Below are 25694 nucleotides of genomic sequence, written 5' to 3'. Positions count from 1 at the left end.
CCATGTATGCACAGCTCGTCAAATCCGAAGGCACCTCTCGCGAGGACATGTCGCCCGAGGAGATCGCCTTTCAGGGGCGCATCGACCGGAACGAGAAGATCGAACCGAAGGAATGGATGCCCGAGGGCTATCGCAAGACGCTGATCCGCCAGATCGGCCAGCACGCGCATTCCGAAATCGTCGGCCAGCTGCCCGAAGGCAACTGGATCACGCGCGCCCCCACGCTGGAACGCAAGCAGATCCTGCTGGCCAAGGTGCAGGACGAGGCGGGGCACGGGCTGTATCTTTATTGCGCTGCCGAAACGCTTGGCGTCAGCCGTGACGAGTTGCTGGAGCGGCTGCATTCGGGCGATATGAAATATTCGTCGATCTTTAACTATCCGACGCTGACATGGGCCGATATGGGCGCGGTCGGCTGGCTGGTCGATGGGGCGGCGATCATGAACCAGGTGCCGTTGCAGCGGACCAGCTATGGCCCCTATAGCCGCGCGATGATCCGCATCTGCAAGGAGGAAAGTTTCCACCAGCGGCAGGGTTACGCGATCATGATGAAGATGGCGAATGGCACGCCCGCGCAGAAGAAGATGGCGCAGGATGCGCTGAACCGGCTGTGGTATCCCTCGCTGATGATGTTCGGGCCGTCCGACAAGGACAGCGTTCACTCCGCGCAGTCGATGGCGTGGAAGATCAAGATGAACACCAATGACGAGCTGCGCCAGAAATTTGTCGATCAGACCGTCCCGCAGGCCGAATATCTGGGCCTGACCGTCCCCGACCCGGACCTGAAATGGAACGAGGAAAAGGGCGGCTATGATTTCAGTGAACCCGACTGGGACGAGTTCTATCAGGTGCTGAAGGGCAATGGCCCCTGCAACAAGGAACGCCTGGGCGCGCGGGTCAAGGCGTGGGAAGACGGGGCGTGGTATCGCGATGCGATGGTCGCGCATGCGAAGAAGAAGGCCTCGCGCCGCCCGGTTGCGGCGGAATAGGCCGATGCCCCGGCTGAACCATGTCGCGCTGACCGTATCGGACCGGGAAGCTTCGGCCCGGTTTTATGGCGTGTATTTCGGCCTGAGCAACCGCGTGCATGACGATCCGCATCTGCTTATCCTTGCCGATGACAGCGGCGCCTTGCTGGCGCTGAGCGTGGGCGAGGTGCCGCAGGACCTGCCGCGCACGAACCACTTTGGCAGTCTGGTGGATTCGATCGCTGAAATCGACGCCATGCGCGACCGCTTTCGCGCCGATGGTGTGACGGAAACGGAATACAGCGCCGAAGGTCCGGCGCGCGTGCAGGTGCTGGACCCCGACGGATACCGGGTCGAGCTTTACGCCTATTGATTCATGCCCGGCGGGCTCGACCCGCGGGAAGGGAGGAACAGATGTCCAGCGAATGGCCCCTTTGGGAAGTCTTTATCCGTGGTCAGCACGGGCTGAACCACCGCCATGTCGGCAGCCTGCATGCGCCCGATGCCGAGGTCGCGATCAAGCATGCGCGCGATGTTTACACGCGCCGGAACGAGGGTGTGTCGATCTGGGTGGTGAAATCGGTCTATATCGCGGCGTCGAGCCCATCCGACAAGGGACCCCTGTTCGAGCCGTCGAATGACAAGGTTTACCGCCACCCAACCTTCTACGACATTCCCGATGAGATAGGGCATATGTGATGCCGTCGCTTCCCGATATCATGACCCCGAATGCCGAGGAATTGGCGAAACAGGATGGTGGCAAGGGCGGCCATGCGCCGCTGCCCGACGCCGATCAGGACGCGTTTTTCGAGTTTCTCCTGCGGATGGGCGATAACGCCCTGATCCTTGGCCACAGGAATTCCGAATGGTGCGGGCATGGACCGCAGCTTGAGGAAGACATTGCGATGTCGAACATCGCGCTCGATTTGATCGGGCAGACGGCGCTTTGGCTGGGGCTCGCAGCAGAGGTTGAGGGCAAGGGGCGCAGCGCCGACGATCTGGCTTATCTTCGCGACGTCTGGGATTTTCGCAATCTGCTGCTGGTCGAACGCCCGAACGGCGATTTTGGCGCCACGCTGATGCGGCAGTTCCTGTTCGACGCCTTCCATTTCCATCTGCTGCAGGCGCTGACCGGATCGGCCGATCCGCGCGTCGCCGAAATTGCGGCGAAATCGCTGAAAGAGGTCAGCTATCACCTTGAACGCTCGGCCGAACAGGTGATCGCGCTTGGCGACGGGACCGAGGAAAGCCGAAAGCGGATGCAGGCGGCGCTGGATGACCAGTGGTCCTATGCGCTGGAAATGTTCTTGGGCGACGCGACCGATGTGACCATGGCCGCGTCGGGGATTGCCCCCGATCCCGCCGGTCTGCGTCAGGCCTGGGACGACACCGTCCTGCCGGTGCTGGCCGAGGCGACGCTGGACGTGCCGGACAGCACATTCGCGCATAAAGGTGGCAAGCAGGGCACGCATACCGAACATCTGGGCTATATCCTGGCCGAGATGCAGTTTCTGCAGCGCGCCTATCCGGGGGCAGAGTGGTAACATGCGTCCCGCCGTCTCGACCATATGGGACTGGCTGGCCGAAGTCCCCGACCCGGAGATTCCGGTGATCTCGCTGACCGATCTGGGCATCATCCGCGATGTCGAGTGGCAGGGCGAAACGCTGGTGGTGACGGTCACGCCGACCTATTCGGGCTGTCCGGCGACGGCGGTCATCAACCTTGATATCGAAAACCACCTGCTGTCCAAAGGGGTCGAGCATGTCATGCTGCGCCGCCAGCTGACGCCCGCATGGACGACCGACTGGATCACCGATCAGGGCCGCGACAAGCTGCGCGATTACGGCATCGCGCCGCCCATTGACGGCACGGCGCCCGATGGCGATGTGATGGCGCGTGTCACCTCGCTGACGGGGCGGGGAAACATGGCGGTGCCATGCCCGCGCTGCAATTCCAACGACACGCGGCGGGTCAGCCAGTTCGGTTCGACCCCCTGCAAGGCCAGCTGGGTCTGCAACGCCTGTCTTGAACCCTTCGATTACTTCAAATGCCATTAGAGGAACCGTCATGGCTCGATTCCTTCCGCTTCAGGTCACCGATATCCGCCGCGACACCCGCGATGCGGTGGTGGTGACGCTGCAACCGCGCCCCGAGGATGCGGGCGCGTTCGATTTTACCCAAGGGCAGTATCTTACCTTCCGCCGCGATTTCGATGGTGAAGAGTTGCGCCGGTCCTATTCCATCTGCGCGGGTCGCGACGATGGCGCGCTGCGCGTCGGCATCAAGCGCGTCGATGGAGGTGCGTTTTCGACATGGGCGAATGAGGAACTGGCTGCCGGGATGGAACTGGACGCCATGGCCCCGATGGGGCGGTTTCACACCGAATTGGATGGTGGGGCGTCGAAGCACTACGTCGGCGTCGCTGCGGGTTCGGGGATCACGCCGGTCCTGTCGATTATCAAGACCACGCTGGCGCGCGAGCCGAAAAGCCGCTTCACGCTGATCTATGCCAACCGTTCGGTCAATTCGATCATGTTTCGCGAGGAACTCGACGATCTGAAGAACCTCTATCTTGGGCGGCTGTCGGTCATCCATATCCTGAAATCCGAAGGGCAGGAGATCGACCTGTTCACCGGCCGCATCGATGCCGAAAAGATGCAGGCGCTGTTCGATAACTGGATCGATCCGGCCAGCATCGACACGGCGTTTATCTGCGGGCCGGAAGGGCTGATGCTGACCGTGGCTGACAGTTTGCGCAAGGCGGGGCTGGATGATGGGCAGATCAAGTTTGAACTGTTTGCGTCCAGCCAGCCGGGCAGGGCGAAGAAGAAGGCGGTCAGCAAGGACGCAGCGCAGGCGGGCGATATGACCGAAGTCGTGGTGACGCTGGATGGTGCGACCCGGACGTTCCGGATGCCAAAGCAGGACGAAAACCTGCTGGATGCCGCGTTGGCCGCCGATATGGACGTGCCCTATGCCTGCAAGGCCGGGGTCTGTTCGACCTGCCGTGCCAAGGTGCTGGAAGGAGAGGCCGAAATGGCCATCAACCACGCGCTGGAAGATTACGAGGTCGCGCAGGGTTATGTGTTGACCTGCCAATGCTATCCGCTGACCGACCGCATCGTCGTCAGCTATGACGAATAGGGGGCGGTCATGGATATGAAGATCGAGGAGTATCTGGCGCAGGGCGGCAAGCTCACCTCTCCCGGCAATGTCCCGCCGCGCTATCGTGGGGAATTGCTGCGGCTGATGGCGTCATTCGTGGACAGTGAACTGGCGGGCGCTGCGGGCTTTGCCGATACGATCAATGATGCGCCCGGCATCAAGAACCGGATCGCGGCGGCAAAGATCACGCAGGAAAAGCTGGATCATGCGGGCCGCGTGCTGGGGGTGATGGGCGAATTCGGCGGCGATATGGCCGCCTATGATCGCAGCCATGACTGGGCTGCGCGCATGGATCGCGATGCCGATCTGTCGGCGGCGCGGCATGGCGACGACATGCGGCTGTCGGTCTTCCACTATCCCCTGCAGGGCTATGTCGATGCCGTTGTGCTGAATGTGCTGATGGGGCTGGCGACCGTTGTGCAACTGGATGAGATGAAGCGCGTCAGCTATGCGCCGCTGGCCGATACCTTCCGCGAGATCGCGCCCCGCGAGGCACGCCATGTCGAGTTGGGCCTGAACGGTCTGCGCCAGATTATCGAAAGCGATGACGGACGCGCGCAGGTGCAGGACGCCATTGCCTATTGGATGCCCAAGGTCGATGCGACCTTCGGGCAGTCGGCGTCCCAACGCTTTGACACGCAGGCGCGCTTTGGCCTGCGCCATACCACGAATGACAAACTGCGCGAGCTTTGGGCGCAGCGGGTGAATGACCTGCTGCTGCCGATGGGGCTGGCCTGAAAGGACATGCGATGAATGTGCAAACCCCTCGACTGCTGCAGTCTTATGTCTGCGGCGAATGGCGCAATGGGTCGAAAGACGGCAAGGAACTGCTGAATGCCGCGACCGGCGAGGTGGTGGCGCTGATCGACGCATCGGGCCTCGATCACGCCGCCGCGCTGGAATACGGGCGCGAAATGGGCGGTCGCGCGCTGCGCGATCTGACGGTCCACCAACGCGCGCTGATGCTGAAGGAAATCGGCCTGAAGCTGATGGAGATGAAAGAGGATTTCTATACCGAAAGCCTCTGGACCGGGGCCACGCGCGCGGATGGCTGGGTCGATATCGAAGGCGGTATCGGCACGCTTCTGACGTTGGCATCGAAAGCGCGGCGTGAATTGCCGAATGCGAAAGTCATTCCCGACGGCGCGGTTGAGCCGCTGTCGAAGGATAGCACATTCTCGGGCCAGCATATCCTGACGCCGCTGCAGGGCGTGGCGGTGCATATCAACGCCTTCAACTTCCCGATCTGGGGGATGCTGGAAAAGATCGCGCCGACCCTGATCGCGGGGATGCCGACCATCGTGAAGCCGGCCAGCCAGACCGCATATCTGACCGAACTGATGGTGCGGCGGATCATCGACATGGGCATTCTGCCCGATGGGGCGCTGCAACTGGTCAGCGGATCGGCGGGCGATCTTCTGGACCATGTGACCTGCCAGGATGTGGTGACGTTTACCGGGTCAGCCTCGACCGGGCGGATGCTGAAAACCTCGCCCGCGATCGTTGAAAATTCGGTGCGGTTTACAATGGAGGCGGACAGCCTGAATGCCTCGGTTCTTGGGCCGGATGCCGGGCCGGGGACAGAGGAGTTCGATCTTTTTGTGCGCGAGGTGCTGCGCGAGATGACCACCAAGGCCGGGCAGAAATGCACGGCCATTCGCCGCGCTATCGTTCCCGCCGATTATGTCGATGCGGTGATAAAGGCATTGGGCGACAGGCTGGCGAAGAATGTCGCGGGCGATCCTGCGGTTGAAGGCACGCGCATGGGGCCGCTGGCCAGTCTGGATCAGCGCGACGAGGTTCGCGACCGGATCGCCGATCTGAAAGGATCGTCGCGGATCGTGCTGGGTGACCCGGATGATGTGCGCGTGGCCTCGGGAGACGCGAAGAAGGGGGCGTTCATCAACCCGGTGGTGCTGCTGGCGGACGACCCGGCGCAGGCGGCGGCAAACGATGTCGAGGCATTTGGCCCGGTCGTGACGCTGATGCCTTACGCGGACATTGATGAAGCGGTGGCGCTGACCCATCGCGGCAAAGGGTCGTTGGTGGCCTCGGTCTTTACAGACAGCAAGGACGTGGCGGAGGAGATGGTGATCGGCATGGCGCCTATGCATGGCCGGGTGCTGATCGGCAACCGGCGTTCGGCGAAATCCTCGACCGGGCACGGCTCGCCATTGGCGCCACTGGTTCATGGCGGGCCGGGACGTGCCGGCGGCGGCGAGGAATTGGGCGGCATGCGCGCGGTCAAGCATTACATGCAGCGCACGGCGGTTCAGGGCGCGCCGCATCTTCTGTCCGCCGTGACCGACATCTGGTCCGAAGGCGCGGATACCCGCGCCGATAAACACCCGTTCCGCAAATCGGTAGCAGAGTTGCAGATCGGTGATCAGATCGTCACCGAGGCGCGCGAAGTGACGGAATCGGATGTGGAGCATTTCGCCCATTTCACCGGCGACACCTTCTATGCCCATATGAACAGCGAGGCGGCGCAGGCAAACCCGTTCTTCGACGACCGCGTGGCGCATGGCTATCTGATCGCGTCCTTCGCGGCGGGGCTTTTCGTCGATCCCGATCCGGGTCCGGTGCTGGCGAATTACGGTGTCGACAACCTGCGGTTCCTGACGCCGGTCTATTTCGGCGACACGCTGCAGGTCCGGCTGACCTGCAAGGAAATCAATCCACGCGAAAACGCCGAACATGCCGAGGTCCGCTGGGACTGCCGCGTGACCAACCAGAAGGACGAGGTTGTCGCGCAATATGATGTGCTGACCATGGTGGCGAAGGATTGGCCCTAGGTCCCGGCTAATGAAAAAGGCCCCGCCGAAGCGGGGCCTTTTCTGTTGCGAGTGTTGCGATCAGTCGTTGCTGGAACCCATGAACTGCAGCAGGAACATGAACAGGTTCAGGAAGTCCAGATACAGGTTCAGGGCGCCAAGGATGGCCGCCTTGCCCAGAAACTCCCGGTTCGAGTCACGGAGCTGCAGATAGGTGTTCTTGATCTGCTGCGTGTCATAGGCGGTCAGACCCGCAAAGATCAGAACGCCGATCACCGAGATCGCGAACTGCATCGCGCCCGACTGAAGGAAGATGTTCACGATCGAGGCGACGATCAGCCCGATCAGGCCCATCATCAGGAACGTGCCCATCCCCGACAGGTCGCGCTTCGTGGTATAACCGTAAAGCGAAAGCCCGGCGAAGGCTGCTGCGGTCGCAAAGAAGGTCGATGCGATCGACGTGCCGGTATAGCGCAGGAAGATCCAGCTGATCGACATGCCCATCAGCGCGGCGAAGCCGTAGAAAATCAGCGTCGCGGCCTGCGTGGAAAGCCGGTAAACGGCGGCACCGAAGGCGAATACCACCAGCAGCGGGGCGAACATCAGCACCCATTTCAGCGGCGACATGTAAACGGCGCGGCCAAGCTCGGTCAGTTGGCCGTTCTGGACGGCGAGCATGTTCAGTCCGAGTGCGAAGAAGGCAGTCACGGCCATGCCCGTTGCCATGATTCCATAGACCTTCGACATGTAATCGCGAAGACCGACATCAATATCGGCGCGGGTCGCGGCACCCGTCCGGGCCTGGGCCTGACGTAGGGTGTCGTTTTCAGCCATCAAACTCTCCATCTCTGGCGTGGTGGTGCGGGATGCACCTGCCGTTGGACAATATTGGCTTGCGGAGGGGAAAATTCAACAAGAACCGGGAAAAATCGGACTGCTTTCGCGCATCTGTGTATCAGCGCGTCATGGCGCCGCCGACCTGAGTTTACCGCGAGGTTAAGAATGCCCGTAGAAGGTGAGTCGCGCCGCCCCGATGCAATTGAACGGGTCTTGGCGACCAAATTGCCACAAGGCGGCTCGATCGCGGCTCGCCCGGAGCGAGAAAAACGGCAGCATTTCGAACCGATTCGCCCGATAAACCCGATCTGGTGCCAAAAAAATGGCTGAAATCCGCCAACTGCCCGATTGAGACATATTAGATGAATGGTATTACCTGTCCTTTTCGACAACTCTAGCGTGTCGAACTTATTTCGCAGTCGTCAGTTTGATTTCCAAGAGTGTATTACTCGCAAAGATTGAGTGAGGTTATGTTATGAAGCACGAAGTTGATGTGCATGTGGGCACACGTATCCGCCATCGCCGCTGGCTTATCGGGATGACACAGCAGCAGTTGGCGGATCAGGTGGGTATCAAGTTCCAACAGATCCAGAAGTATGAAACCGGCGCGAACCGAGTCTCAGCCTCACGGCTTTGGGATATCGCCAAGGCCCTCGATGTGCCGGTCAGTTTCTTCTTTGAAGGGCTTTCGGACGGTCGCGCCGAATCCAGCGTTGACGAGGATGTTCTCGCCAACAAGGAAGCGCTGCAACTGATCCGCGCCTATTATGCCATGCCCGAAGCGCAACGCCGTCAGATTTTTGAGCTGGCGCGCGTTCTGTCACACGCCGCCTGATCCGGCGGTTGTTCGCCCCGATCTTTCCGCGCTAAGACCGCGTGGACATGATCGGGGTGGGCTATGGACAAAAACGATATCTTTGAGACGGCGGCCCTGATGGCCGACGCGGCACGTCTGCGGACCATGCCGCTGTTTCGAAGTGCGGGCCTGACACCGGACAACAAGCTTTCCGACGGTTTCGACCCCGTGACCGAGGCCGACCGCGAAAGCGAACGCGCGATGCGCGCGATACTGGCTGAGCGGAGGCCGGATGACGCCATTCTGGGCGAAGAATTCGGTATGTCCGATGGCAGCACCGGGCTGACCTGGGTTCTTGATCCGATTGACGGAACCCGTGCCTTCATTTCCGGGGCGCCAAGCTGGGGCACGCTGATCGGGCTGACCGATGACGCTGGCCCCGTTTATGGGATCATTGACCAGCCCTTTACCGGCGAACGCTTCGAAGGCGGGTTAGGTCGGGCGCGCGTGCTTACCGCCGCTGGCGAACGCCCGCTTGGCGTCAGGCGCGGGGTCGGACTTGCGCAGGCGACGCTTCTTTCGACCTTCCCGGAAATCGGCACGGCGGAGGAGCGCGCAGCCTTCGAACGTGTCGCTGCGCAGGTCAGGTTAACGCGCTATGGCCTTGATTGTTATGGCTATGCGCTGCTCGCGCTTGGGCAGGTAGATCTTGTGATCGAAGCGGGCTTGCACGCCTATGATATTGTCGCACCGATCGCAGTGGTGGAGGCCGCCGGCGGCATCGTAACGGATTGGCAGGGCGGTCCCGCGCATCGCGGCGGGCGTGTCATTGCCGCCGCAACGCGCGAACTTCATGCCGAAGCCCTGGAATTTTTGCGGGGTGATCGCGTTGCCGACGCGCCGGCGCTTGACTAAGATCGCGGCGTCGCGGCCAATCGCCCCATAATCACGATCAGTCTAATTGAAGGGGGTGTCCATGCAGGACGAACCGAAGCGCTCTGACCTGCCCGAAGACGAGCAGGCCCCGTCCGCAGACATCCCAGAGGCAGAACAGGCCACGCCCGAACCCGCCGAGGAAGAGGATGAATTTGTCCCCTCTCGGGAACTGATCGACCAGATCCGAGAGGCGATCGACGAGGAAGACCCCGCGCGGCTCGACGAATTGCTGGAGCCGATGCACGCCGCAGACATCGCCGACGTGATCGAGAACCTGTCTGCGGCGCGGCGACGGACCTTCATGTCGCTCTGGTCGGGCGAGATCGACGGCGACATCCTTTCCGAAATCGACGAATCGATTCGTGACGAGATCGTCGAGTTGATGCCGAAATCGGCGCTTGCCGATGCTGTCCGCGAGATGGACAGCGACGACATCGTCGAACTGATCGAGGAACTGGACGAGCCGGAACAGCAGAAGGTTCTGGACGCGCTTGACGAATCCGACCGCGCGGCGGTCGAGCAGTCGCTGACCTATCCCGAATATTCAGCCGGCCGGATGATGCAGTCCGAGGTCGTGACCGCGCCCGAACACTGGACCGTGGGCGAGACCATCGACTATCTGCGCAACGAGGATGAGCATCTTCCCGACCAGTTCTACCATGTGATCCTGGTCGATCCGCGCCGCCACCCTGTGGGGTATGTCGCGCTTGGCCGCCTGCTGTCGGCGCGCCGTGCGACGCCGATGCGTGACATCACCGAAGACAGCTTTCGCCCCATCGACGCCTTCGCGAACGAGGCGGACGTGGCTTATGCGTTCAATCAGTATCACCTGATCTCGACCCCGGTGGTGGACGAGCATGACCGGCTTGTCGGCGTCATCACGATAGATGACGCAATGGAGGTTCTGGATGATGAGCACGAAGAAGATATCCTGCGACTTGCAGGGGTTGGCGACGAAAGCTCGATCTCAGACACGGTGGTCGAAACCCTTTGGCAAAGGCTTCCCTGGCTCGGCGTGAACCTTGCCACAGCGATTCTGGCATCATTCGTGATTGCGATGTTCGAGGCGACGATCTCGCAGATCGTAGCGCTTGCGGTGCTGATGCCGATCGTCGCCTCGATGGGGGGCAATGCGGGAACCCAGACGCTGACGGTCGCGGTGCGCGCGCTGGCAACGAAAAGCCTGACCGGGTCCAATGTCTGGCGCGTCGTCGCACGAGAGGCGGTGGTTGGTGTGTTGAACGGGCTGTGCTTTGCCGTCGTCATGGGCGTGGTCGCCTGGATCTGGTTCGACGGAATCAATCTGGCCGGCGTGATCGCGATTGCGATGGTCGTGAACCTGTTTGTCGCGGCACTTGCGGGCATTCTCGTGCCTTTGACTCTGGAACGGGTCGGGGCCGACCCGGCGCTCGCATCCGGCACCTTTGTCACAACCGTAACCGACGTAGTTGGTTTCTTTGCCTTTCTTGGGCTGGCGCAGATGGTATTGCTGTAGCCAGCCAAAGGCGCACAACCGGAAATTGCAGGCGTTAATCAAATACTCCTTGATCTGAGCAGGTCTTTGGCTCAGGTTGGGTCTTACAGACCCCATAACACAAAATCTGGTGGCTCCGTCTATGGCCATTGGGAAATCGCGGGCGACCGGCAGGGTTAGACGGGACAGGCACATCCCGTCCGCAAGACGCGGGCGGGATGCTTCAATTGCAACGCATCAGAGTTTCAGCGCATCCGCGATCTCGTCCAAAACGGCCGGGTCTTCGATGGTGGCGGGCATCCTGTAATCCTTCCCGTCGGCGATGTCGGCCATTGTGGCGCGCAGGATCTTGCCGGAGCGGGTCTTGGGCAGTCGATCCACCACGATGGCGCGTCTGAAGGCGGCGACGGGTCCGATTTCATCACGCACCATCGCGACCACATCGCGCTCTACCTGTTCGGGCGGATTCCGGCTGCCTTTCTTCAGGCACAGGAAGCCGACCGGCGCCTGGCCCTTCAGCGCATCGGACACGCCGATGACGGCACATTCGGCAACATCCGGATGACGCGCCAACACCTCCTCCATCGCGCCGGTGGACAGGCGGTGGCCGGCGACGTTGATGACATCATCCGTGCGGGCCATGATGTAAAGATAGCCGTCTTCATCCAGATATCCTGCATCGCCGGTTTCGTAATATCCGGGAAAGCGCGACAGATAGGATTTGCGAAAACGGTCTTCGGCGTTCCACAGGCCCGACAGCGTGCCGGGGGGCAAGGGCAGCTTGATTGTAATCGCGCCGAGCGTGCCCGCAGCGACCGGGTTGCCGCCTTCATCCAGCACCTGCACGTCATAGCCCGGCATCGGCACGGTCGGACTGCCCAGCTTGACAGGCATTTCTTCGATCCCCAGCGGGTTCGCGGCGATGGCCCAGCCGGTTTCGGTCTGCCACCAATGGTCGATCACGGGCACGCCAAGATGTTCCTGCGCCCATTTGATCGTTTCGGGGTCCGCGCGTTCGCCGGCCAGAAACAGCGCCTGAAGATCATGCAGCTTGTAGCGGCGGATATATTCGCCGTCAGGGTCCTCTCGCCGGATCGCGCGGATCGCGGTGGGCGCGGTAAAGAAGCTTTTGATGCGATTGTTCTGGATCGTGCGCCAGAACACCCCGGCATGAGGGGTGCCGATGGGTTTGCCTTCGAACACCACGGTCTGCGCGCCCACGATCAGCGGGCCATAGCAGATATAGCTGTGACCGACGACCCAACCGACGTCGGACGCGGCCCAGAAGCGGTCGCCAGCCCCGATCCCGTAGATGTTTTCCATTGACCAGGCGAGCGCGACCAGATGCCCGGCCGTGGGGCGCACGACCCCCTTTGGCTGCCCTGTCGTGCCAGAGGTGTAAAGGATATAGGCGGGGTGATTGCCTTCGACGGGCACGCAATCGACCGGCTCGACCCCGTATTGGAAGCCGTACCAGCTGACATCGCGGCCCTCGATCAGGTTCGCGACCTCTTCCTCGCGCTGAAAGATGACGCAGAAATCGGGCTTGTGCTTCGCCTGCTCGATGGCGCGGTCAAGCAGCGGTTTGTAGTGTACGACGCGGCCCGGCTCCAATCCCGCTGAGGCCGCGATGATCGCCTTGGGCTGCGCGTCGTCGATGCGCACGGCCAGCTCGTTCGCTGCGAAGCCGCCGAAGACGACGGAATGAATTGCACCAAGACGGGCGCAGGCCAGCATCGCCTCGACCGCCTGCGGGATCATCGGCATGTAGATGATGACGCGGTCGCCCTTTTCGATGCCCTTTGCGCGCAGCGCGCCGGCAAGCGTGGCGACGCGGTTTTGCAATTCGGCAAAGGTGATGCCCTTGGTCGCATTGGTGATCGGGCTGTCGTGATAGATCGCGATCTGGTCGCCGCGCCCGGCCTTCACATGGCGGTCAACGCAATTCCAGCAGGTATTGACCAGACCGTCCGAGAACCATTCATAGATCGGCGCGTTTTCGTCAAACAGCGCCTTCGAGGGGGGGCTGACCCAGTCGATTGCCCCTGCCGCGTTCATCCAGAAGCCTTCGGGATCGTCCTTCCAGCTGTCGTAAACCTTCTGATAGCCCATCGCCGTTCCTCCCCGCCGTGAAGGTTAAGCGGGAAGGGGCGTTCCGGCAATCGCGCGCGGCGCCGGTATTAGCGGTAATGCGCCACCGGCGTTCCGGCGACGGCGGACATGTTCAGCAGCCCGCGCGCGGTGATCGATGGCGTGACGATATGGGCCTTGTTTCCCATCCCCATCAGGATGGGTCCGACCTCCAGCCCGTTTGCCTTGTGCTTCAGGATGTTGCGCACGCCCGATGCCGCATCTGTCCCCGCGAAGATCAGCACGTTCGCCGCACCTTCCAGCTTCGAGGCCGGGAAGATGCGCGCACGGATCGTCGGGTCGAGCGCCGAATCGATATGCATCTCGCCGTCGAAATTGAAATCGACCTCGCGCGATTGCAGGATCGACATTGCGGCGCGCATGCGCTTTCCGGAATCGGTATCGAGGTTACCGAACTGCGAATGGCTGCACAGCGCGACATGCGGGATCAGGCCGAAGCGGCGGACATGGCGGGCGGCACCGATGGTCGCGAGCGCGATCTGTTCGGGTGTGGGGTAGTTGTGGACCTGCGTATCCGCGATGAACAGCGGCCCGTCCTCAAGAATCATCATCGACAATGCGCCATGAGGGTAAAGACCATCCCGGCCAAGAACTTGTTCGATATAATTCAGGTGCCAGCTATATTGCCCGAACGTCCCGCAGATCAGGCTGTCGCCTTCCGCGCGGTGGACCATGACGGCACCGATTGCCGTCGTATTCGTGCGCATGATGGCACGGGCGAGATCCGGCGTCACGCCGCGCCGCGCCATAAGGTCGTGATAGGTTTCCCAATATTCGCGATAGCGGGAATCGCTTTCCGGGTTCACGATCTCGAAATCCTTGTCGGGCCGGATCGGCAGGCCGGCACGCTCGGCGCGTGCGGCGATGACCTCGGGGCGACCGATCAGGATGGGAACATCGGTGGTTTCTTCCAGCATCGCGTTGGCGGCGCGCAGCACCCGTTCGTCTTCGCCTTCGGCAAAGACGATGCGGCGGCTGGCGGTCGCCGCTGCCTCGAAAACCGGCCGCATGATAAGCGCCGAACGGAAGACCGAACCGTCAAGCTTGCGCTTGTAGGCATTCAGATCCTCGATCGGACGCGTCGCGACGCCGCTTTCCATCGCGGCCTTTGCGACCGCGGTCGACACCACACCGATCAGTCGCGGGTCGAAGGGTTTCGGGATCAGGTATTCCGGCCCGAAGGTCAGCTTCTCGCCGCGATAGGCCGCCGCGGCTTCGGCGGCGGTCGTTGCGCGGGCGAGAGCGGCGATGCCTTCGATGCAGGCAAGCTGCATCTCGTCATTGATCTGCGTCGCGCCGACATCCAGCGCGCCCCTGAAGATAAACGGGAAACACAGGACGTTGTTCACCTGATTGGGAAAATCGCTGCGGCCCGTCGCGATCACGGCATCGGGCGCGACTTCCAGTGCCTCTTCCGGCATGATTTCGGGTGTGGGGTTGGCGAGCGCGAAGATGACCGGGCGCGGCGCCATTTTCGCGACCATTTCCTTTTTCAGCACGCCGGGGCCGGACAGGCCAAGGAACAGGTCCGCGCCGTCGATGACCTGATCCAGCGTGCGCAGGTCGGATTGCTGCGCATAGGCGGCCTTTTGCGGATTCATATCCTCTGCCCGTCCCTCGTATACGAGGCCGTGAATATCGCAGAGCCAGACATTCTCGCGTTTGACGCCCAATTTCAGCAGCATGTTCAGGCAAGCAATCCCTGCCGCCCCGCCGCCGGTCGAGACGATCTTGATATCCTCGAATTTCTTGCCGACGACGCGCAGCGCATTGGTCGCGGCAGCGCCGACCACGATGGCGGTGCCGTGCTGATCGTCGTGAAAGACGGGAATGTTCATCTTCTCGCGGCAGAGCTTTTCGACGATGAAACATTCCGGGGCCTTGATGTCTTCAAGGTTGATCGCGCCAAAGCTGGGTTCAAGGCTTTGCACGATGGCTGCCAGCTTTTCCGGATCGGATTCGGCGATTTCCAGATCGAAGCAGTCGATATTGGCGAATTTCTTGAACAGGACGGCCTTGCCTTCCATCACGGGCTTCGATGCGAGGGGGCCGATATTGCCAAGGCCCAGCACCGCCGTCCCGTTCGACACGACCGCGACAAGGTTGCCGCGCGCGGTATACCGGGCAGCATCCGCGGGGTTTTCCTTGATCTCCAGACAGGCTTCAGCGACGCCGGGGCTGTAGGCACGCGACAGGTCGCGGCCATTGGCCAGGGGCTTGGTCGCGCGCACCTCCAGCTTACCGGGTCTTGGGAATTCGTGATATTCCAGCGCCGATGTGCGCGCCTTGTCCTGCCGCTGCTCTTCCATGGGGTCCCTCACTCGCTTGCGCGTTGTCCCTGCCGCACCGCGTGGCGCGCCTTATCGTTCAGCGTTAAACCAGTTCGGCATCTGACCACAAGCGCCGCAGAACCCGCGTGAAGCTTGCATCCGCCACGCGCCGGGTTCAGAGTCGCGCGAACCGATGAACGGAGGCCGGAATGTCACTTCTCGATGCTGCGCGCGAGGTCCGCGAGGCCGCTTATGCACCTTATTCCAATTTCAAGGTGGGTGCAGCAGTTCGCGGCGCATCCGGCGCAATCTATCGCGGATGTAATGTAGAAAATGTGGCCTATCCCGAAGGCACTTGCGCCGAGGCGGGCGCGATTGCCGCGATGGTCGCCGCCGGAGAGACAGAACTGGTCGAGGTCGCCGTCATTGCCGGTTCAACCGAGCCGGTGCCGCCTTGCGGCGGGTGCCGGCAGAAGCTGGCAGAATTCGGGCGCGGCGAAACGCCGGTGCTGCTTGCGACGACCGCGGGCGGGACACTGGAAACGACGATCGGCGATTTGCTGCCGGGCCGTTTCGACACGAGCCATATGGAAGGCAGCAAGGCGTGAGTGCAGACGGCGCGGATCAAGTTGGCCGCGACCTTCGCCCATTGATCGCGCGGCTTCGGGACGGGGGCGATCTGGACGATGAAGGCGCGCGTGCGATTGCCCGTGGTCTGTCCGATGGCAGCATGTCCGATGCGCAGGCGGGTGCCTTCGCAATGGCGGTCCTGCTGCGCGGCCTTTCGGGTGCAGGGCGCACGGCCCTGACACGCGCGATGCGCGATTCCGGTGATGTGCTTCAGTGGGAGCTTCCGGGCCCGGTCGTCGACAAACATTCGACGGGCGGTGTCGGCGACGTTGTCTCGCTTGTGCTCGCACCTGTGCTTGCTGCCTGCGGGGCCTATGTGCCAATGATCTCCGGGCGCGGTCTGGGTCATACCGGCGGAACGCTTGACAAGCTGGAGGCAATACCGGGTTTTCGCTGCGATCTGACAGAGCCGGAATTTCGCGATGTTGTCGCCAATGTGGGCTGCGCGATTGTTGCGGCATCGGGCGATCTCGCGCCCGCGGATCGCAGGCTTTACGCGGTTCGTGACGAGGCCGCATCGGTCGAATCCATCGATCTCATTACCGCCTCGATCCTGTCGAAGAAGCTGGCTGCGGGGCTGGACGCGCTTGTGCTGGACGTAAAGTGCGGCTCTGGCGCCTTCATGGGCGCACAGGCCGAGGCCGAGGCGCTGGCGGTTTCGCTTGTCGAAACGGCAGAGGCGGCGGGCTGCCGGACATCCGCGCTGATTACGGATATGGACCAGCCGCTGGCCCGCGCCGCAGGCAACGCGCTGGAGGTGATGCAGGCGATTGAATGCCTGAAAGGCGCACCATCGGCCCTGCGCGATCTGGTTCTGCGTTTGTCGGCCGAGGCGGTTCGGCTGACGGGCACCAGCGATCCGATGCAGCGTGTCACCGAGGTTCTGGAGTCGGGTCGCGCGGCAGAGGTCTTTGCGCAAATGGTCGCAGCACAAGGCGGCCCGAAGGATCTGCTTGACCGGCCTGGGCAGCATTTGGCCGCCGCCCCGGTCATCCGCCCGGTGCCAGCGCCGGAAGGTTTCGTCGAAGCGATCGACACCGCAGCACTTGGCCGCGCGATCATCTCGCTTGGCGGGGGCAGGATAAAGGCGGGGCAGAAAATCGACCACCGCGTCGGGCTTTCTGCCCTTCGCAGGCGGGGCGAGCGAAGCGAGGGGCAACTCGCAATCGTTCATGCCGCCAGCGAAGCTGCCGCTGATGCCGCTATCGCATCGGTGCGTGCGGCCTATCGTCTGTCCGATAACGCCCCCGCGCCGACGCGCCTTGTTCTCGCGCATGTCGATACAGAAGAAGAAAGCACTGCATCAGAATGAAAAGCGATGTTCACAACATGCCCCGAGCTTTCCTTGTCGTGATGGATTCCGTCGGCATCGGCGGCGCGCCCGATGCCGAGCGGTTTTTCAATGACGGAAGGCCGGATACCGGCGCAAATACCGTGCTGCATATCGCTGAACGCCAGGGGCTTGCGCTGCCGAACCTCGACCGGCTGGGTCTTGGCGCGGCGATCCGGTTGGCATCAGGCGCTGACGCGCCGGGCCTGGCTGCCGAGCCGGAGGGTCTGTGGGGTGCGGCGACCGAAATCTCTCCGGGCAAGGACACCCCGTCCGGCCATTGGGAAATCGCTGGCGTTCCGGTTCCGTGGGACTGGCACTATTTCCCCGACCGCCAGCCCGCTTTCCCGCCGGAACTGACCGCGCGTGTCTGCGAGTTGGCAGGGACGCAGGGTATCCTTGGCAACAAGCATTCGTCCGGCACCGTCATCCTCGACGAATTGGGAGCGGAGCATCTTCGCACCGGCTGGCCGATCTGCTACACCTCCGCAGACAGCGTCTTTCAGATCGCCGCGCATCAGGAGGCGTTCGGCCTCGACCGGCTGCTGAAGCTTTGCGAAGACCTTGCGCCGACTCTGCACGAGATGCGCGTCGGCAGGGTCATCGCGCGGCCGTTTACCGGGACGCCGGGCAATTTTACCCGCACCGCAAACCGCCGCGACTATGCCATCGCCCCACCCGCCGAAACGATCCTCGACATTGCCGCAAACGCTGGGCGCGACACACACGCAATCGGCAAGATCGGCGATATCTTCAGCCATCGCGGGATCGGCAAACTGCATAAGGGCAAGTCGGACGCCGAACTGGCCGGGCATCTGCTTCACCTGCTGGACGAGGCGTCGCCAGGCAGTCTTACCTTCGCCAATTTCGTCGAGTTCGACAGCCTTTACGGCCACCGTCGCGATGTAAAGGGATATGGCGCGCAGCTTGAATGGTTCGACGGTATTGTCGGGCAGGCGCTTGATCGCCTGCAGCCCGGCGACCTGATCCTGTTCACCGCAGATCACGGCAACGACCCGTCGTGGATCGGCACGGATCACACGCGAGAGCGCGTGCCCGTGCTCGGCTACGGGCTGCCGAAGCGTGGTATCGGGAATGTCGGCTTTTCCGATATCGGGGCCAGCGTGCTGGCACATCTCGGCCTCGATGCGCCGGGTCACGGCAAAAGTTTTCTCTGACCTTCTTCTCTGGACCGAAATCTCATGAACGACCTCAAGAAAATCGAACTGCATCTGCATCTTGAAGGTGCCGCGCCGCCAGCCTTCATCCGTGGCCTTGCCTCCGAAAAAGGCGTTGATCTCGAACCGATTTTCGATGCGCGTGGCAACTATGCCTATCGCGACTTCAATGATTTTCTGCGCGTATATGAGGCGGCGACCTCGGTAATTACCACACCCGAAGATTACGCGCGGCTGTTGCGCGAAGTCCTGCAGAACTGCGCCGAACAAGGCGCGATTTATGCCGAATTGTTCGTTTCGCCGGAATTCTGCGGCGGCGGCGATCTGTCAGCGTGGCGTGACTTCCTTGCCGCGATGACTGAAACCGCGCGGCAGATGTCGGCCCAAGGCATCGACAGTCGCGCCATAGTGACGCCGATTCGCCATTTCGGTCCCGAACGTGCGCGAAAATCGGCAATCTGCGCCGCTGAAACGGGCAGCGCAGACGGCACGGGATGGGTCACGGCGCTGGGCATGGGCGGCGCAGAGGCGGTCGGCAAACCTCAGGACTTCGCGTGGAGCTTCGACTGCGCACGCGAGGCGGGCCTCGGCCTGACCTGCCACGCGGGCGAATGGGGCGGCCCGCAATCCATACGCGATGCCCTGTCGCTTGGCGTCAGCCGGATCGGCCACGGCGTGCGCGCTGTCGAGGATGACGGACTTGTTCGCGATCTGGCGGAAAGCGGCGTGGTTCTGGAGGTTTGTCCGGGTTCAAATATTGCCCTGGGCATATATCCCGACTGGCGCGCCCATCCGATCGCGCGGCTTGCGGATGCGGGCGTCAAGGTCACGGTTTCGACCGATGATCCCCCCTTCTTTCACACGACGCTTAACCATGAATATGAACGCCTCGCCGATGCATTCGGATGGGGCGAACCCGAATTTGCCGAGCTGAATCGCACCGCCGCCGACGCGGCCTTTTGCGACACTGCCACCCGCGAAAGGCTGCGCGCTGCTTTCGCCTGAAGGCTGGACAGCCGCGCAGCAGCCCTGTACCGCCCAAGGAAATCAATCGCTATCGGAGCGACAATATGACCAGCCCGCATTTGACAGTTGTCGATCACCCGCTCGTGCAGCACAAGCTGACGCTGATGCGCAAGAAAGAAACTTCGACGGCCGGGTTCCGTCAATTGCTGCGCGAAATCAGCCTGCTTCTCGCCTATGAGGTGACGCGCGAGCTTCCCCTGACGCGCCAGCCTATCGAGACACCGTTGCAGCGGATGGAGGCGCCGACGCTGGAAGGCAAGAAGCTTGCGCTCGTTTCGATCCTGCGCGCGGGAAACGGCCTTATGGACGGTATTCTGGAGCTTATTCCCTCGGCGCGCGTCGGTTTTGTCGGGCTGTATCGCGATCCAGAGACGCTTCAACCCGTGCAGTATTACTCGAAACTTCCAAGCGGGCTGGAGGATCGGATGACCATTGTTGTGGACCCGATGCTGGCCACCGGTAATTCCTCTGCCGCCGCGATCGACCTTATCAAGGCGGCCGGCGCGAAGAATATCCGTTTTCTGTGCCTTCTTGCCGCGCCTGAAGGCGTTGCGCGCATGGCCGAAGCGCATCCCGATGTGCCAATCGTAACCGCTTCGCTGGACGAAAAGCTTGATTCCCACGGGTATATCGTCCCCGGTCTGGGCGATGCAGGCGACAGGATGTTCGGGACCAAGTGACCCGTTAACGGGATCGAAACCGACGCTGCGCTAGAACGGTCGAAACGACTGATTCGGCGGTGCGATGCTGCGATTGTTCAATATATTGCTGTTCTGTGGTGTGGGCCTTTGCCTCGCAGGGCCTGTGCGCAGCGAACCGGCGGAATTGCCACCACGCGATTTCACTGGCGCGCAGTATATCGACAGCGAGGGATGCGTATTTTTGCGCGACGGCTTCGGATGGACGGCGCGTCTGGACGACCAGGGCGCGGTCTTATGTGGCTTTCCGCCAAGCTTTGCTGCACGGCAGGGCGGAAGTGCCGGGCTGCACGCGCCAAATCCATCTGTCCAGACACTGGAACGAGAGCTGACGGTTTCCGTTATTGCGGCAGAGGGACTGGCCGATCCTGCAAAGGGCACTGCGACTGACGCGTCCATCACCGCGCGCCCGATAAAAGCACCCGATCTCGCGAATGGGACAGATCGGAAGGATGTGCTGGGTGACGAGATCGTGCGTGCCGTAAAGGCGCAGCCGGTGCTGGCATATCGCATGGCGTTGCCGACATCGCCGGGCGGTCGGCTTTGTGATCTGCTGGGAATGTCGCGGGCGGCGCGACCGTTGCCCGGCTTCGCTGACGATCCGACCGGCGGCTATTGCGCGGGCGGGATGGTGCGCGCCGCGCGTAGCCCTGCGGGGCCTGACGACACGCTGCGCGGGGCACCGCGTGCCATTCCGGTTGCCCCAATGCGGATCGGCAATCCGGTCGCGGCGCAGCCTGGAAAGGCGGCGGGCAAGAACAGCGTTGCGGCGGCGGCTGCCCCGGTAAAGCCGGTGCGCCCTGTGGGGGGCGGACAGCGCCGCGATACGGTCGCGTCGCAACCGGCGACGAAGCCGCCCGTCGCAACATCCCGTCCAGAGGTGCCGGCAAGCGCCCGCTATGTCCAGATCGGCCTGTTCAACCGCGACGGCGTGATTGCAGCTATCGCGGCGCTTCGCGCGATGGGCTATCCAGTCGCGAGACAGGTTCAAGCGGACAAAGACGGTCGCCGGATCATTCTCGCCGGTCCGTTTACGTCACGAGAGCGCCTGATCGCGGCGCTCGACCGTCTTCGTCAGGCCGGATATCCCGAGGTCGCCGCCCGCTGAGGCTGCATGCCCTCTCGGGTCAGATCGCGATTTCGCGTCTGCGCCGAAGCTCCAGCCAGCTATGCGCGAGAATGGCGATTACGTAGAAGCCAGCGACCGAGGCGACCAATCCGCCGATCCCGGCGCGGCCAAGCATGACAAGAAGAAGCGGCGTGCCAAGCAGATTGCCCAGATTGCCCATCTGCGCCATCAGGCCGTTCGCCATAGCCCTGTCTTCCAGGCTTTCGTTCAACGCCGGTACGGCCGCAAAGCTCGACCCCTGAATCAGCCCAAGCGACGCGTAAAGGCCGATAGCCGGCAGGATCGGGCCGGCAAAGAACATCATCGCAGCCATAAGCGCCGCTGCCGCGAACCCGAATTGTGTCACGCGAATGGCGGGCAGGCTGCGCAGCAGGAACGGCACCGCCAGCAGGCAGGTCGCAATTCCGACAAGCGGCAGCACCGTCATCATCGTCTCGCGCTGGCTTACCGGCAGCAGCGCCGGCAGTATCGACAGCAGCGACACGAAGGTCAGCGTATAGAACAGCCAGCCGATGCCGGGCGCGGCGATCCGCGCGGACCCGTATGCCCGCAGCTGCGCCCGCAGAAAATCCTGAAGCGAAAGCGCCGGAGGCGGATTGTCCCCGAGGTGAGGGCGCGGCAGAACCACCGCCAGCAGCAGGGAGCAGGCGAGCATGTAAAAACCGTGAAACCGGAAAAGCGCCGGCAGGCCGTTCGCCTCGACCAGCGGCATTCCCAGCCAGGCGGTCAGGGCGTAGGCGACGCCGAAGAATGTTGACCAAAGCGTCATGACGAAATTGCGCAAGGGCTGGGGCGTCATCTGTGCGATCAGGGTCGGCGCGGCGACGACGATGAGAAGGTGCGAAACCCCCTCGATCACGCGGCTGGCCAGCAGTGGCGCAAGTGTGCCCATCATGGATTGCAAAAGCGAAATCACGGCACCCAGAAGCAGCGCTGCCAGCATCGCCCGGCGCAGACCGATCCGCGCGACAAGCCCCCCGGCGATCATCCCGAACACCGCGCCGATCAGACTTACCAGCGACAGAAGCAGCCCGAGAGACGCGCCCGCATCCGGGAAGCGTTCGATGATCTCGCTGAACGGGACACCGATTTTCGCGAATTGGCCCGCGGCACCAAGTCCCGAGAGCCAAAGCAGAAGGACCGACGCCGCGATGCGCGCGGGTGAATGATCTGACGACATGCGCCAGAGTTAACGCGCCGCGCCGCACAGCACCATCGCAAATCGTCAGCTTTCAGAGCTCGCATTCAGATGCCGGCGCAGCACTTTGGCGAAGGCCGCGATCTTGTTCTGCCGGAACGCCGTCGCAGGGCTGAGGACGGTGATCGGTCGGGCGTCCGGCGCATAATCGTCCAGCACGCTGACAAGGCTTCCATCCGCCAGATGCCGCGTCAGGAATATATCGGGCGCGCGGACCAGCCCGTGGCCGACAACCGCCTGCCGCGTGGTGACGGCGGCGCTGTTGACCGCCAGCACGCCCTGCATTGCGATAACGATGGGCTGGCCGTTCTCGTTGAATTCCCAGCGGTCAGGCAGCTTCGAATTCAGATCAAGTATCGCGTGGTGCGCTGAAAGATCGCTCGGGTGGTCCGGTATGCCATGTCGCGCCAGATAATCCGGGCTGGCGGCGACACGAATTCTGGTGTCGCCGATCCGCTGCATCCGCAGGGTCGAATCGCGCGGAATGCCGATGCGAATGGCAAGATCGAAGCCACCTGCGGCCAGATCGGTCAATTCGTCGGAAAGATGCAACTCGATCCGCATGCCGGGATGCTCTGCCAGAAAGTCGCGCACCGCATCGGCCACGCAAAGCTCTCCCAGCGTTGTGCCGCAGGTGATGCGCAGCCGCCCCGAAAGCCCGCCCGCCGGATGATCGAACGCAGCATCCGCTTCCTCCAGAGCCGCAAGAACCTTGCGGGCCAGCGGCAGATAGGTTTCGCCTGCCTCGGTCAGCGAGACGGCGCGGGTGTTGCGATAAAGCAGATCGTGGCCGATGCGCGCTTCCAGCCGCGCGACCAGTTTTCCGGCCTGTTTGTTCGATATTCCCAGCCGCTGTGCAGCCGCCGTGAAAGAGCCGGTTTCCACCACCGCCAGAAAGGCGCGTGTCGGATCGGTGAGATCCATGATTATACCCCGAAATGGCGACAGTATTTCGCGATTTATGCCCATTCTGGTGAAGGTGATAAACCGCTATCTGCATCTGCAATCAAACCTTGAACGAGAAATCCGATGAACAATGCACTCAGATCCTTTGGCTTCGGCACTGACGCGGCGGCGGCGAATGCGGCGCTTTTGCTGCGCGTGACGCTCGGCATCCTGTTTCTGGCCCATGCCGGACTTAAGATTTTCGTATTCACCCCGGCCGGTGCCGCAGGCTATTTTTCCTCGCTTGGTCTTCCGGCTGCGCTTGCTTATCTGACGATCGCGGCAGAGCTTCTGGGCGGTCTGGCGCTGATCGTTGGCTTCCAGACAAGTCTCGTATCGCTTCTGCTGGTGCCGGTTCTGCTTGGCGCGGCTATTCTTGCGCATGGTCCGAACGGGTTCTGGTTCAATAATGCGGGCGGCGGGTGGGAGTATCCTGCATTCTGGGCGCTCGCTTTGCTCGTTCAGTCGCTTCTGGGTGGGGGCAATCTTGCAGTGACAGAGGACTGATTCATGACCCATGCTGCCAGCAAACCAGTGGCGCATGCCACCGATGCCCCGATCTTCGTGGACCGCGTTGCATTGCGGGTGCGCGATCTGGACCGGGTCGGCGATTTCTACCAGCGCGCGATCGGGCTTGACCGCGTGTCGGGCGATGGCGAAACACTGCGTCTGGGTCGGGGCGGGAAGGTGCTGCTTGAGCTGCGCAGCGACCCTGCGGCGCGGTCCTATCCTGCCGCTGCCGGCCTGTTTCACACGGCCTTTCTTCTTCCCACACGCGCTGAACTCGGGGGCTGGTTGCGCCACGCCGCGCAACTTAACCTGCGGATCGAAGGTGCCGCAGATCATCTGGTCAGCGAGGCGGTGTATCTGAGCGACCCCGAGGGAAACGGGATCGAGATCTATGCCGACCGCCCGCGCGAGATGTGGGAACGCGATGGCGCCACGGTTCGCATGGCAAATGCGCGGCTTGATATTCCCGGTCTGATGCAAATCGCCAGCGAATGGCGCGGTGCGCCTGAGGGCACTGTGATCGGCCATGTTCACCTTCAGGTCGGCCAGATCCCCGAGGCGGAGCGCTTTTACGCAGGAACGCTGGGTCTGGACCTGTCATCGAGAATGCCGTCCGCCAGCTTCTATGCGAGCGGCGGCTATCATCACCATATTGCCACGAATACATGGAACAGCCGCGATTCCGGACCTCGCAGCGCCGACAGTGCCGGACTGGCGGAACTGGTCCTGAGCGTGACGCCCGAACGCGCAGCTGTGCTGGGGCAAAGCGAATTCGACGATCCCTGGAACAACCGCATCCGCATCGAGGAACGTCGTTAGGTTCGCGGTGGTTCAATGTCCACCGTCGGTGTCGGCGGTGACTTCGGCCGTGTCGTGCTTCTGCGTTATCGGCTGCCGAAAAGTTGCGACAGGCCGCCCCAGATCAGGCGAAGCGACAGCAGAACCAGAATGATGTCGAGCGCGAGCCGGAAGCGTTTGTCGTCCAGACGGTTCAGCATGGACTTGCCGGCGATCGTCCCAAGAAACCCCGCCACGATCATCGCAATCACGAAGCCCCACCAGGCCGAGAACGCGAAGCCAAGCAACCCGAAGGCAATTGTCTTGACCCCGTGCTGAACGGTCATCAGTGCCGCATGGGTGGCGACATGATCGTGACGGGGCAGCTTCTGCGATTTGGTAAAGGTGGCCACGAACAGACCAGTTGCGCCGAAAAACATGGTCAGGAAGCTGGAGATTGCACCGACGGTCAGCGGCCAGTCGCGCACCCCGCTTGGCGGGCGCGCGAGCACCGACCACAGCACGAAGCTGCCGACGCCGATCTGGACCCATTCGGGGGGCAAGTTTACCACCACCGCGCCGCCGAGTGCTGCCCCGATCACCGAGCCTATGGTGAACGCCGGAAGTGCCGGCCAGAAGATGTGCCGGAAGGTAATCAGCGCCCGCCCGAGGTTCGAGCCGATCTGGATCACCCCATGCGTCGGGATCAGCGCCGCCGGCGGCACAAGGGTCGCCATGATTGCAAGCAGCATGCCACCGCCGCCAATTCCGAATGCGACCGTGATGAACGATCCCGCGAAGCTGGCGACAAGAAGCGTTGCAAAGACCGCGTGGTTCATCCCCTCGGGCATCAGGGTGCCGACTAATTCCTGCATTGGCTTGGCCCCTGAACATTGTAGGT

Annotated in this window: 25 protein-coding genes; 19 read left to right on the top strand and 6 right to left on the bottom strand. The window is 62.3% G+C overall.

The annotated features are described in order from the left end of the window. The first annotated feature begins 2 nt into the window (after nucleotides 1-2). Genes paaA through paaZ form a run of 8 tightly spaced genes read left to right on the top strand, consistent with a single transcriptional unit; the run spans nucleotide 3 to nucleotide 6929 of the window. On the top strand, nucleotides 3-989 hold the full coding sequence (gene paaA, locus FQV27_RS05175; RefSeq protein WP_147096734.1) for a 1,2-phenylacetyl-CoA epoxidase subunit PaaA: 987 nt from the start codon (nucleotides 3-5) through the stop codon (nucleotides 987-989). A gap of 4 nt (nucleotides 990-993) precedes the next feature. Further along, nucleotides 994-1341: a VOC family protein gene (locus tag FQV27_RS05170; RefSeq protein WP_186827215.1), complete on the top strand. Its 348-nt coding sequence runs from the start codon at nucleotides 994-996 to the stop codon at nucleotides 1339-1341. 41 nt (nucleotides 1342-1382) lie between these two features. Next, the gene (gene paaB / locus FQV27_RS05165; protein WP_147096732.1) at nucleotides 1383-1667 is read left to right on the top strand and encodes a 1,2-phenylacetyl-CoA epoxidase subunit PaaB; all 285 of its coding nucleotides are present in this window, start codon (nucleotides 1383-1385) and stop codon (nucleotides 1665-1667) included. Then, nucleotides 1667-2512, top strand: coding sequence for a 1,2-phenylacetyl-CoA epoxidase subunit PaaC (gene paaC, locus FQV27_RS05160; protein WP_147096731.1), 846 nt, complete (start codon nucleotides 1667-1669; stop codon nucleotides 2510-2512). The genes paaB and paaC overlap by 1 nt, the downstream gene beginning before the upstream one ends. A gap of 1 nt (nucleotide 2513) precedes the next feature. Next, the gene (gene paaD, locus FQV27_RS05155) at nucleotides 2514-3026 is read left to right on the top strand and encodes a 1,2-phenylacetyl-CoA epoxidase subunit PaaD (protein WP_147096730.1); all 513 of its coding nucleotides are present in this window, start codon (nucleotides 2514-2516) and stop codon (nucleotides 3024-3026) included. 10 nt (nucleotides 3027-3036) lie between these two features. After that, nucleotides 3037-4113: a 1,2-phenylacetyl-CoA epoxidase subunit PaaE gene (gene paaE / locus FQV27_RS05150; protein ID WP_147096729.1), complete on the top strand. Its 1077-nt coding sequence runs from the start codon at nucleotides 3037-3039 to the stop codon at nucleotides 4111-4113. Nucleotides 4114-4122: 9 nt separating this feature from the next. Then, nucleotides 4123-4872: a Phenylacetic acid catabolic protein gene (locus tag FQV27_RS05145; protein WP_377768708.1), complete on the top strand. Its 750-nt coding sequence runs from the start codon at nucleotides 4123-4125 to the stop codon at nucleotides 4870-4872. 11 nt (nucleotides 4873-4883) lie between these two features. After that, on the top strand, nucleotides 4884-6929 hold the full coding sequence (gene paaZ, locus FQV27_RS05140; protein ID WP_147096728.1) for a phenylacetic acid degradation bifunctional protein PaaZ: 2046 nt from the start codon (nucleotides 4884-4886) through the stop codon (nucleotides 6927-6929). 60 nt (nucleotides 6930-6989) lie between these two features. Here the strand turns inward: paaZ and FQV27_RS05135 are convergent, their stop codons facing one another. After that, on the bottom strand, nucleotides 6990-7742 hold the full coding sequence (locus FQV27_RS05135) for a Bax inhibitor-1/YccA family protein (RefSeq protein ID WP_147096727.1): 753 nt from the start codon (nucleotides 7740-7742) through the stop codon (nucleotides 6990-6992). A gap of 478 nt (nucleotides 7743-8220) precedes the next feature. Between FQV27_RS05135 and FQV27_RS05130 the strand changes: the two genes are divergently transcribed. The 3 genes from FQV27_RS05130 to mgtE all read left to right on the top strand — a co-directional run bounded on the left by FQV27_RS05130 (nucleotide 8221) and on the right by mgtE (nucleotide 10972). Next, complete coding sequence (locus tag FQV27_RS05130; RefSeq protein WP_147096726.1) at nucleotides 8221-8580, top strand: helix-turn-helix domain-containing protein; 360 nt, start codon at nucleotides 8221-8223, stop codon at nucleotides 8578-8580. Nucleotides 8581-8643: 63 nt separating this feature from the next. Then, complete coding sequence (hisN, locus tag FQV27_RS05125; RefSeq protein ID WP_147096725.1) at nucleotides 8644-9456, top strand: histidinol-phosphatase; 813 nt, start codon at nucleotides 8644-8646, stop codon at nucleotides 9454-9456. Nucleotides 9457-9517: 61 nt separating this feature from the next. Beyond that, the gene (mgtE, locus tag FQV27_RS05120) at nucleotides 9518-10972 is read left to right on the top strand and encodes a magnesium transporter (protein WP_147096724.1); all 1455 of its coding nucleotides are present in this window, start codon (nucleotides 9518-9520) and stop codon (nucleotides 10970-10972) included. A 216-nt stretch (nucleotides 10973-11188) separates the two neighbouring features. Here the strand turns inward: mgtE and FQV27_RS05115 are convergent, their stop codons facing one another. Continuing rightward, nucleotides 11189-13063, bottom strand: coding sequence for a propionyl-CoA synthetase (locus tag FQV27_RS05115; protein WP_147096723.1), 1875 nt, complete (start codon nucleotides 13061-13063; stop codon nucleotides 11189-11191). A 68-nt stretch (nucleotides 13064-13131) separates the two neighbouring features. Further along, nucleotides 13132-15411, bottom strand: coding sequence for an NADP-dependent malic enzyme (locus tag FQV27_RS05110; RefSeq protein ID WP_147096722.1), 2280 nt, complete (start codon nucleotides 15409-15411; stop codon nucleotides 13132-13134). Between the two features lie 170 nt (nucleotides 15412-15581). Here FQV27_RS05110 and FQV27_RS05105 point away from each other — a divergent pair, with 170 nt between their 5' ends. The 6 genes from FQV27_RS05105 to FQV27_RS05080 all read left to right on the top strand — a co-directional run bounded on the left by FQV27_RS05105 (nucleotide 15582) and on the right by FQV27_RS05080 (nucleotide 21342). Beyond that, the gene (locus tag FQV27_RS05105) at nucleotides 15582-15980 is read left to right on the top strand and encodes a cytidine deaminase (RefSeq protein ID WP_147096721.1); all 399 of its coding nucleotides are present in this window, start codon (nucleotides 15582-15584) and stop codon (nucleotides 15978-15980) included. Next, complete coding sequence (locus FQV27_RS05100; protein WP_147096720.1) at nucleotides 15977-17314, top strand: thymidine phosphorylase; 1338 nt, start codon at nucleotides 15977-15979, stop codon at nucleotides 17312-17314. The genes FQV27_RS05105 and FQV27_RS05100 overlap by 4 nt, the downstream gene beginning before the upstream one ends. A gap of 17 nt (nucleotides 17315-17331) precedes the next feature. Further along, the gene (locus tag FQV27_RS05095) at nucleotides 17332-18510 is read left to right on the top strand and encodes a phosphopentomutase (protein ID WP_147096861.1); all 1179 of its coding nucleotides are present in this window, start codon (nucleotides 17332-17334) and stop codon (nucleotides 18508-18510) included. A 24-nt stretch (nucleotides 18511-18534) separates the two neighbouring features. After that, on the top strand, nucleotides 18535-19515 hold the full coding sequence (locus tag FQV27_RS05090; protein ID WP_147096719.1) for an adenosine deaminase: 981 nt from the start codon (nucleotides 18535-18537) through the stop codon (nucleotides 19513-19515). A gap of 65 nt (nucleotides 19516-19580) precedes the next feature. Then, a complete protein-coding gene (gene upp / locus FQV27_RS05085) occupies nucleotides 19581-20216 on the top strand; it encodes a uracil phosphoribosyltransferase (protein WP_147096718.1) in 636 nt (211 codons plus the stop codon). Nucleotides 20217-20340: 124 nt separating this feature from the next. Continuing rightward, nucleotides 20341-21342, top strand: coding sequence for an SPOR domain-containing protein (locus FQV27_RS05080; RefSeq protein WP_186827214.1), 1002 nt, complete (start codon nucleotides 20341-20343; stop codon nucleotides 21340-21342). Nucleotides 21343-21361: 19 nt separating this feature from the next. Here the strand turns inward: FQV27_RS05080 and FQV27_RS05075 are convergent, their stop codons facing one another. Continuing rightward, the gene (locus FQV27_RS05075) at nucleotides 21362-22543 is read right to left on the bottom strand and encodes an MFS transporter (RefSeq protein ID WP_147096716.1); all 1182 of its coding nucleotides are present in this window, start codon (nucleotides 22541-22543) and stop codon (nucleotides 21362-21364) included. 45 nt (nucleotides 22544-22588) lie between these two features. Then, nucleotides 22589-23485, bottom strand: a complete 897-nt coding sequence (locus tag FQV27_RS05070) for a LysR family transcriptional regulator (RefSeq protein WP_186827213.1) — start codon at nucleotides 23483-23485, stop codon at nucleotides 22589-22591. Nucleotides 23486-23590: 105 nt separating this feature from the next. Between FQV27_RS05070 and FQV27_RS05065 the strand changes: the two genes are divergently transcribed. After that, nucleotides 23591-24013, top strand: a complete 423-nt coding sequence (locus tag FQV27_RS05065) for a DoxX family protein (protein ID WP_147096714.1) — start codon at nucleotides 23591-23593, stop codon at nucleotides 24011-24013. 3 nt (nucleotides 24014-24016) lie between these two features. Next, the gene (locus tag FQV27_RS05060) at nucleotides 24017-24835 is read left to right on the top strand and encodes a VOC family protein (RefSeq protein WP_147096713.1); all 819 of its coding nucleotides are present in this window, start codon (nucleotides 24017-24019) and stop codon (nucleotides 24833-24835) included. Between the two features lie 65 nt (nucleotides 24836-24900). On the opposite strand, the gene FQV27_RS05055 is transcribed toward FQV27_RS05060, so the two are convergent. Next, nucleotides 24901-25668 (bottom strand): sulfite exporter TauE/SafE family protein, encoded by a 768-nt coding sequence (locus FQV27_RS05055; protein WP_246132996.1) that lies wholly within the window; start codon nucleotides 25666-25668, stop codon nucleotides 24901-24903. Nucleotides 25669-25694 lie beyond the last annotated feature (26 nt).

This window comes from Paracoccus aurantiacus (assembly GCF_007993065.1).
In the GTDB taxonomy this organism is placed as follows: Bacteria; Pseudomonadota; Alphaproteobacteria; order Rhodobacterales; family Rhodobacteraceae; genus Paracoccus; species Paracoccus aurantiacus.
The sequence above is the reverse complement of the archived record's forward strand: the minus strand, read 5'-3'. Positions and strand labels throughout refer to the sequence as shown.

Excerpts from the sequence above, each read along its gene's own strand:
- FQV27_RS05070 (WP_186827213.1), bottom strand. The coding sequence starts at position 23,485 with ATGGATCTCACCGATCCGACACGCGCCTTTCTGGCGGTGGTGGAAACC.
- FQV27_RS05115 (WP_147096723.1), bottom strand. The coding sequence starts at position 13,063 with ATGGGCTATCAGAAGGTTTACGACAGCTGGAAGGACGATCCCGAAGGC.
- paaZ (WP_147096728.1), top strand. The coding sequence starts at position 4,884 with ATGAATGTGCAAACCCCTCGACTGCTGCAGTCTTATGTCTGCGGCGAA.
- FQV27_RS05145 (WP_377768708.1), top strand. The coding sequence starts at position 4,123 with ATGGATATGAAGATCGAGGAGTATCTGGCGCAGGGCGGCAAGCTCACC.
- FQV27_RS05110 (WP_147096722.1), bottom strand. The coding sequence starts at position 15,411 with ATGGAAGAGCAGCGGCAGGACAAGGCGCGCACATCGGCGCTGGAATAT.
- upp (WP_147096718.1), top strand. The coding sequence starts at position 19,581 with ATGACCAGCCCGCATTTGACAGTTGTCGATCACCCGCTCGTGCAGCAC.
- FQV27_RS05170 (WP_186827215.1), top strand. The coding sequence starts at position 994 with ATGCCCCGGCTGAACCATGTCGCGCTGACCGTATCGGACCGGGAAGCT.
- paaD (WP_147096730.1), top strand. The coding sequence starts at position 2,514 with ATGCGTCCCGCCGTCTCGACCATATGGGACTGGCTGGCCGAAGTCCCC.
- paaB (WP_147096732.1), top strand. The coding sequence starts at position 1,383 with ATGTCCAGCGAATGGCCCCTTTGGGAAGTCTTTATCCGTGGTCAGCAC.
- FQV27_RS05060 (WP_147096713.1), top strand. The coding sequence starts at position 24,017 with ATGACCCATGCTGCCAGCAAACCAGTGGCGCATGCCACCGATGCCCCG.
- FQV27_RS05135 (WP_147096727.1), bottom strand. The coding sequence starts at position 7,742 with ATGGCTGAAAACGACACCCTACGTCAGGCCCAGGCCCGGACGGGTGCC.
- FQV27_RS05055 (WP_246132996.1), bottom strand. The coding sequence starts at position 25,668 with ATGCAGGAATTAGTCGGCACCCTGATGCCCGAGGGGATGAACCACGCG.
- paaE (WP_147096729.1), top strand. The coding sequence starts at position 3,037 with ATGGCTCGATTCCTTCCGCTTCAGGTCACCGATATCCGCCGCGACACC.
- FQV27_RS05065 (WP_147096714.1), top strand. The coding sequence starts at position 23,591 with ATGAACAATGCACTCAGATCCTTTGGCTTCGGCACTGACGCGGCGGCG.
- paaA (WP_147096734.1), top strand. The coding sequence starts at position 3 with ATGTATGCACAGCTCGTCAAATCCGAAGGCACCTCTCGCGAGGACATG.
- FQV27_RS05075 (WP_147096716.1), bottom strand. The coding sequence starts at position 22,543 with ATGTCGTCAGATCATTCACCCGCGCGCATCGCGGCGTCGGTCCTTCTG.
- FQV27_RS05130 (WP_147096726.1), top strand. The coding sequence starts at position 8,221 with ATGAAGCACGAAGTTGATGTGCATGTGGGCACACGTATCCGCCATCGC.
- FQV27_RS05095 (WP_147096861.1), top strand. The coding sequence starts at position 17,332 with ATGCCCCGAGCTTTCCTTGTCGTGATGGATTCCGTCGGCATCGGCGGC.
- paaC (WP_147096731.1), top strand. The coding sequence starts at position 1,667 with ATGCCGTCGCTTCCCGATATCATGACCCCGAATGCCGAGGAATTGGCG.
- mgtE (WP_147096724.1), top strand. The coding sequence starts at position 9,518 with ATGCAGGACGAACCGAAGCGCTCTGACCTGCCCGAAGACGAGCAGGCC.
- FQV27_RS05105 (WP_147096721.1), top strand. The coding sequence starts at position 15,582 with ATGTCACTTCTCGATGCTGCGCGCGAGGTCCGCGAGGCCGCTTATGCA.
- FQV27_RS05090 (WP_147096719.1), top strand. The coding sequence starts at position 18,535 with ATGAACGACCTCAAGAAAATCGAACTGCATCTGCATCTTGAAGGTGCC.
- hisN (WP_147096725.1), top strand. The coding sequence starts at position 8,644 with ATGGACAAAAACGATATCTTTGAGACGGCGGCCCTGATGGCCGACGCG.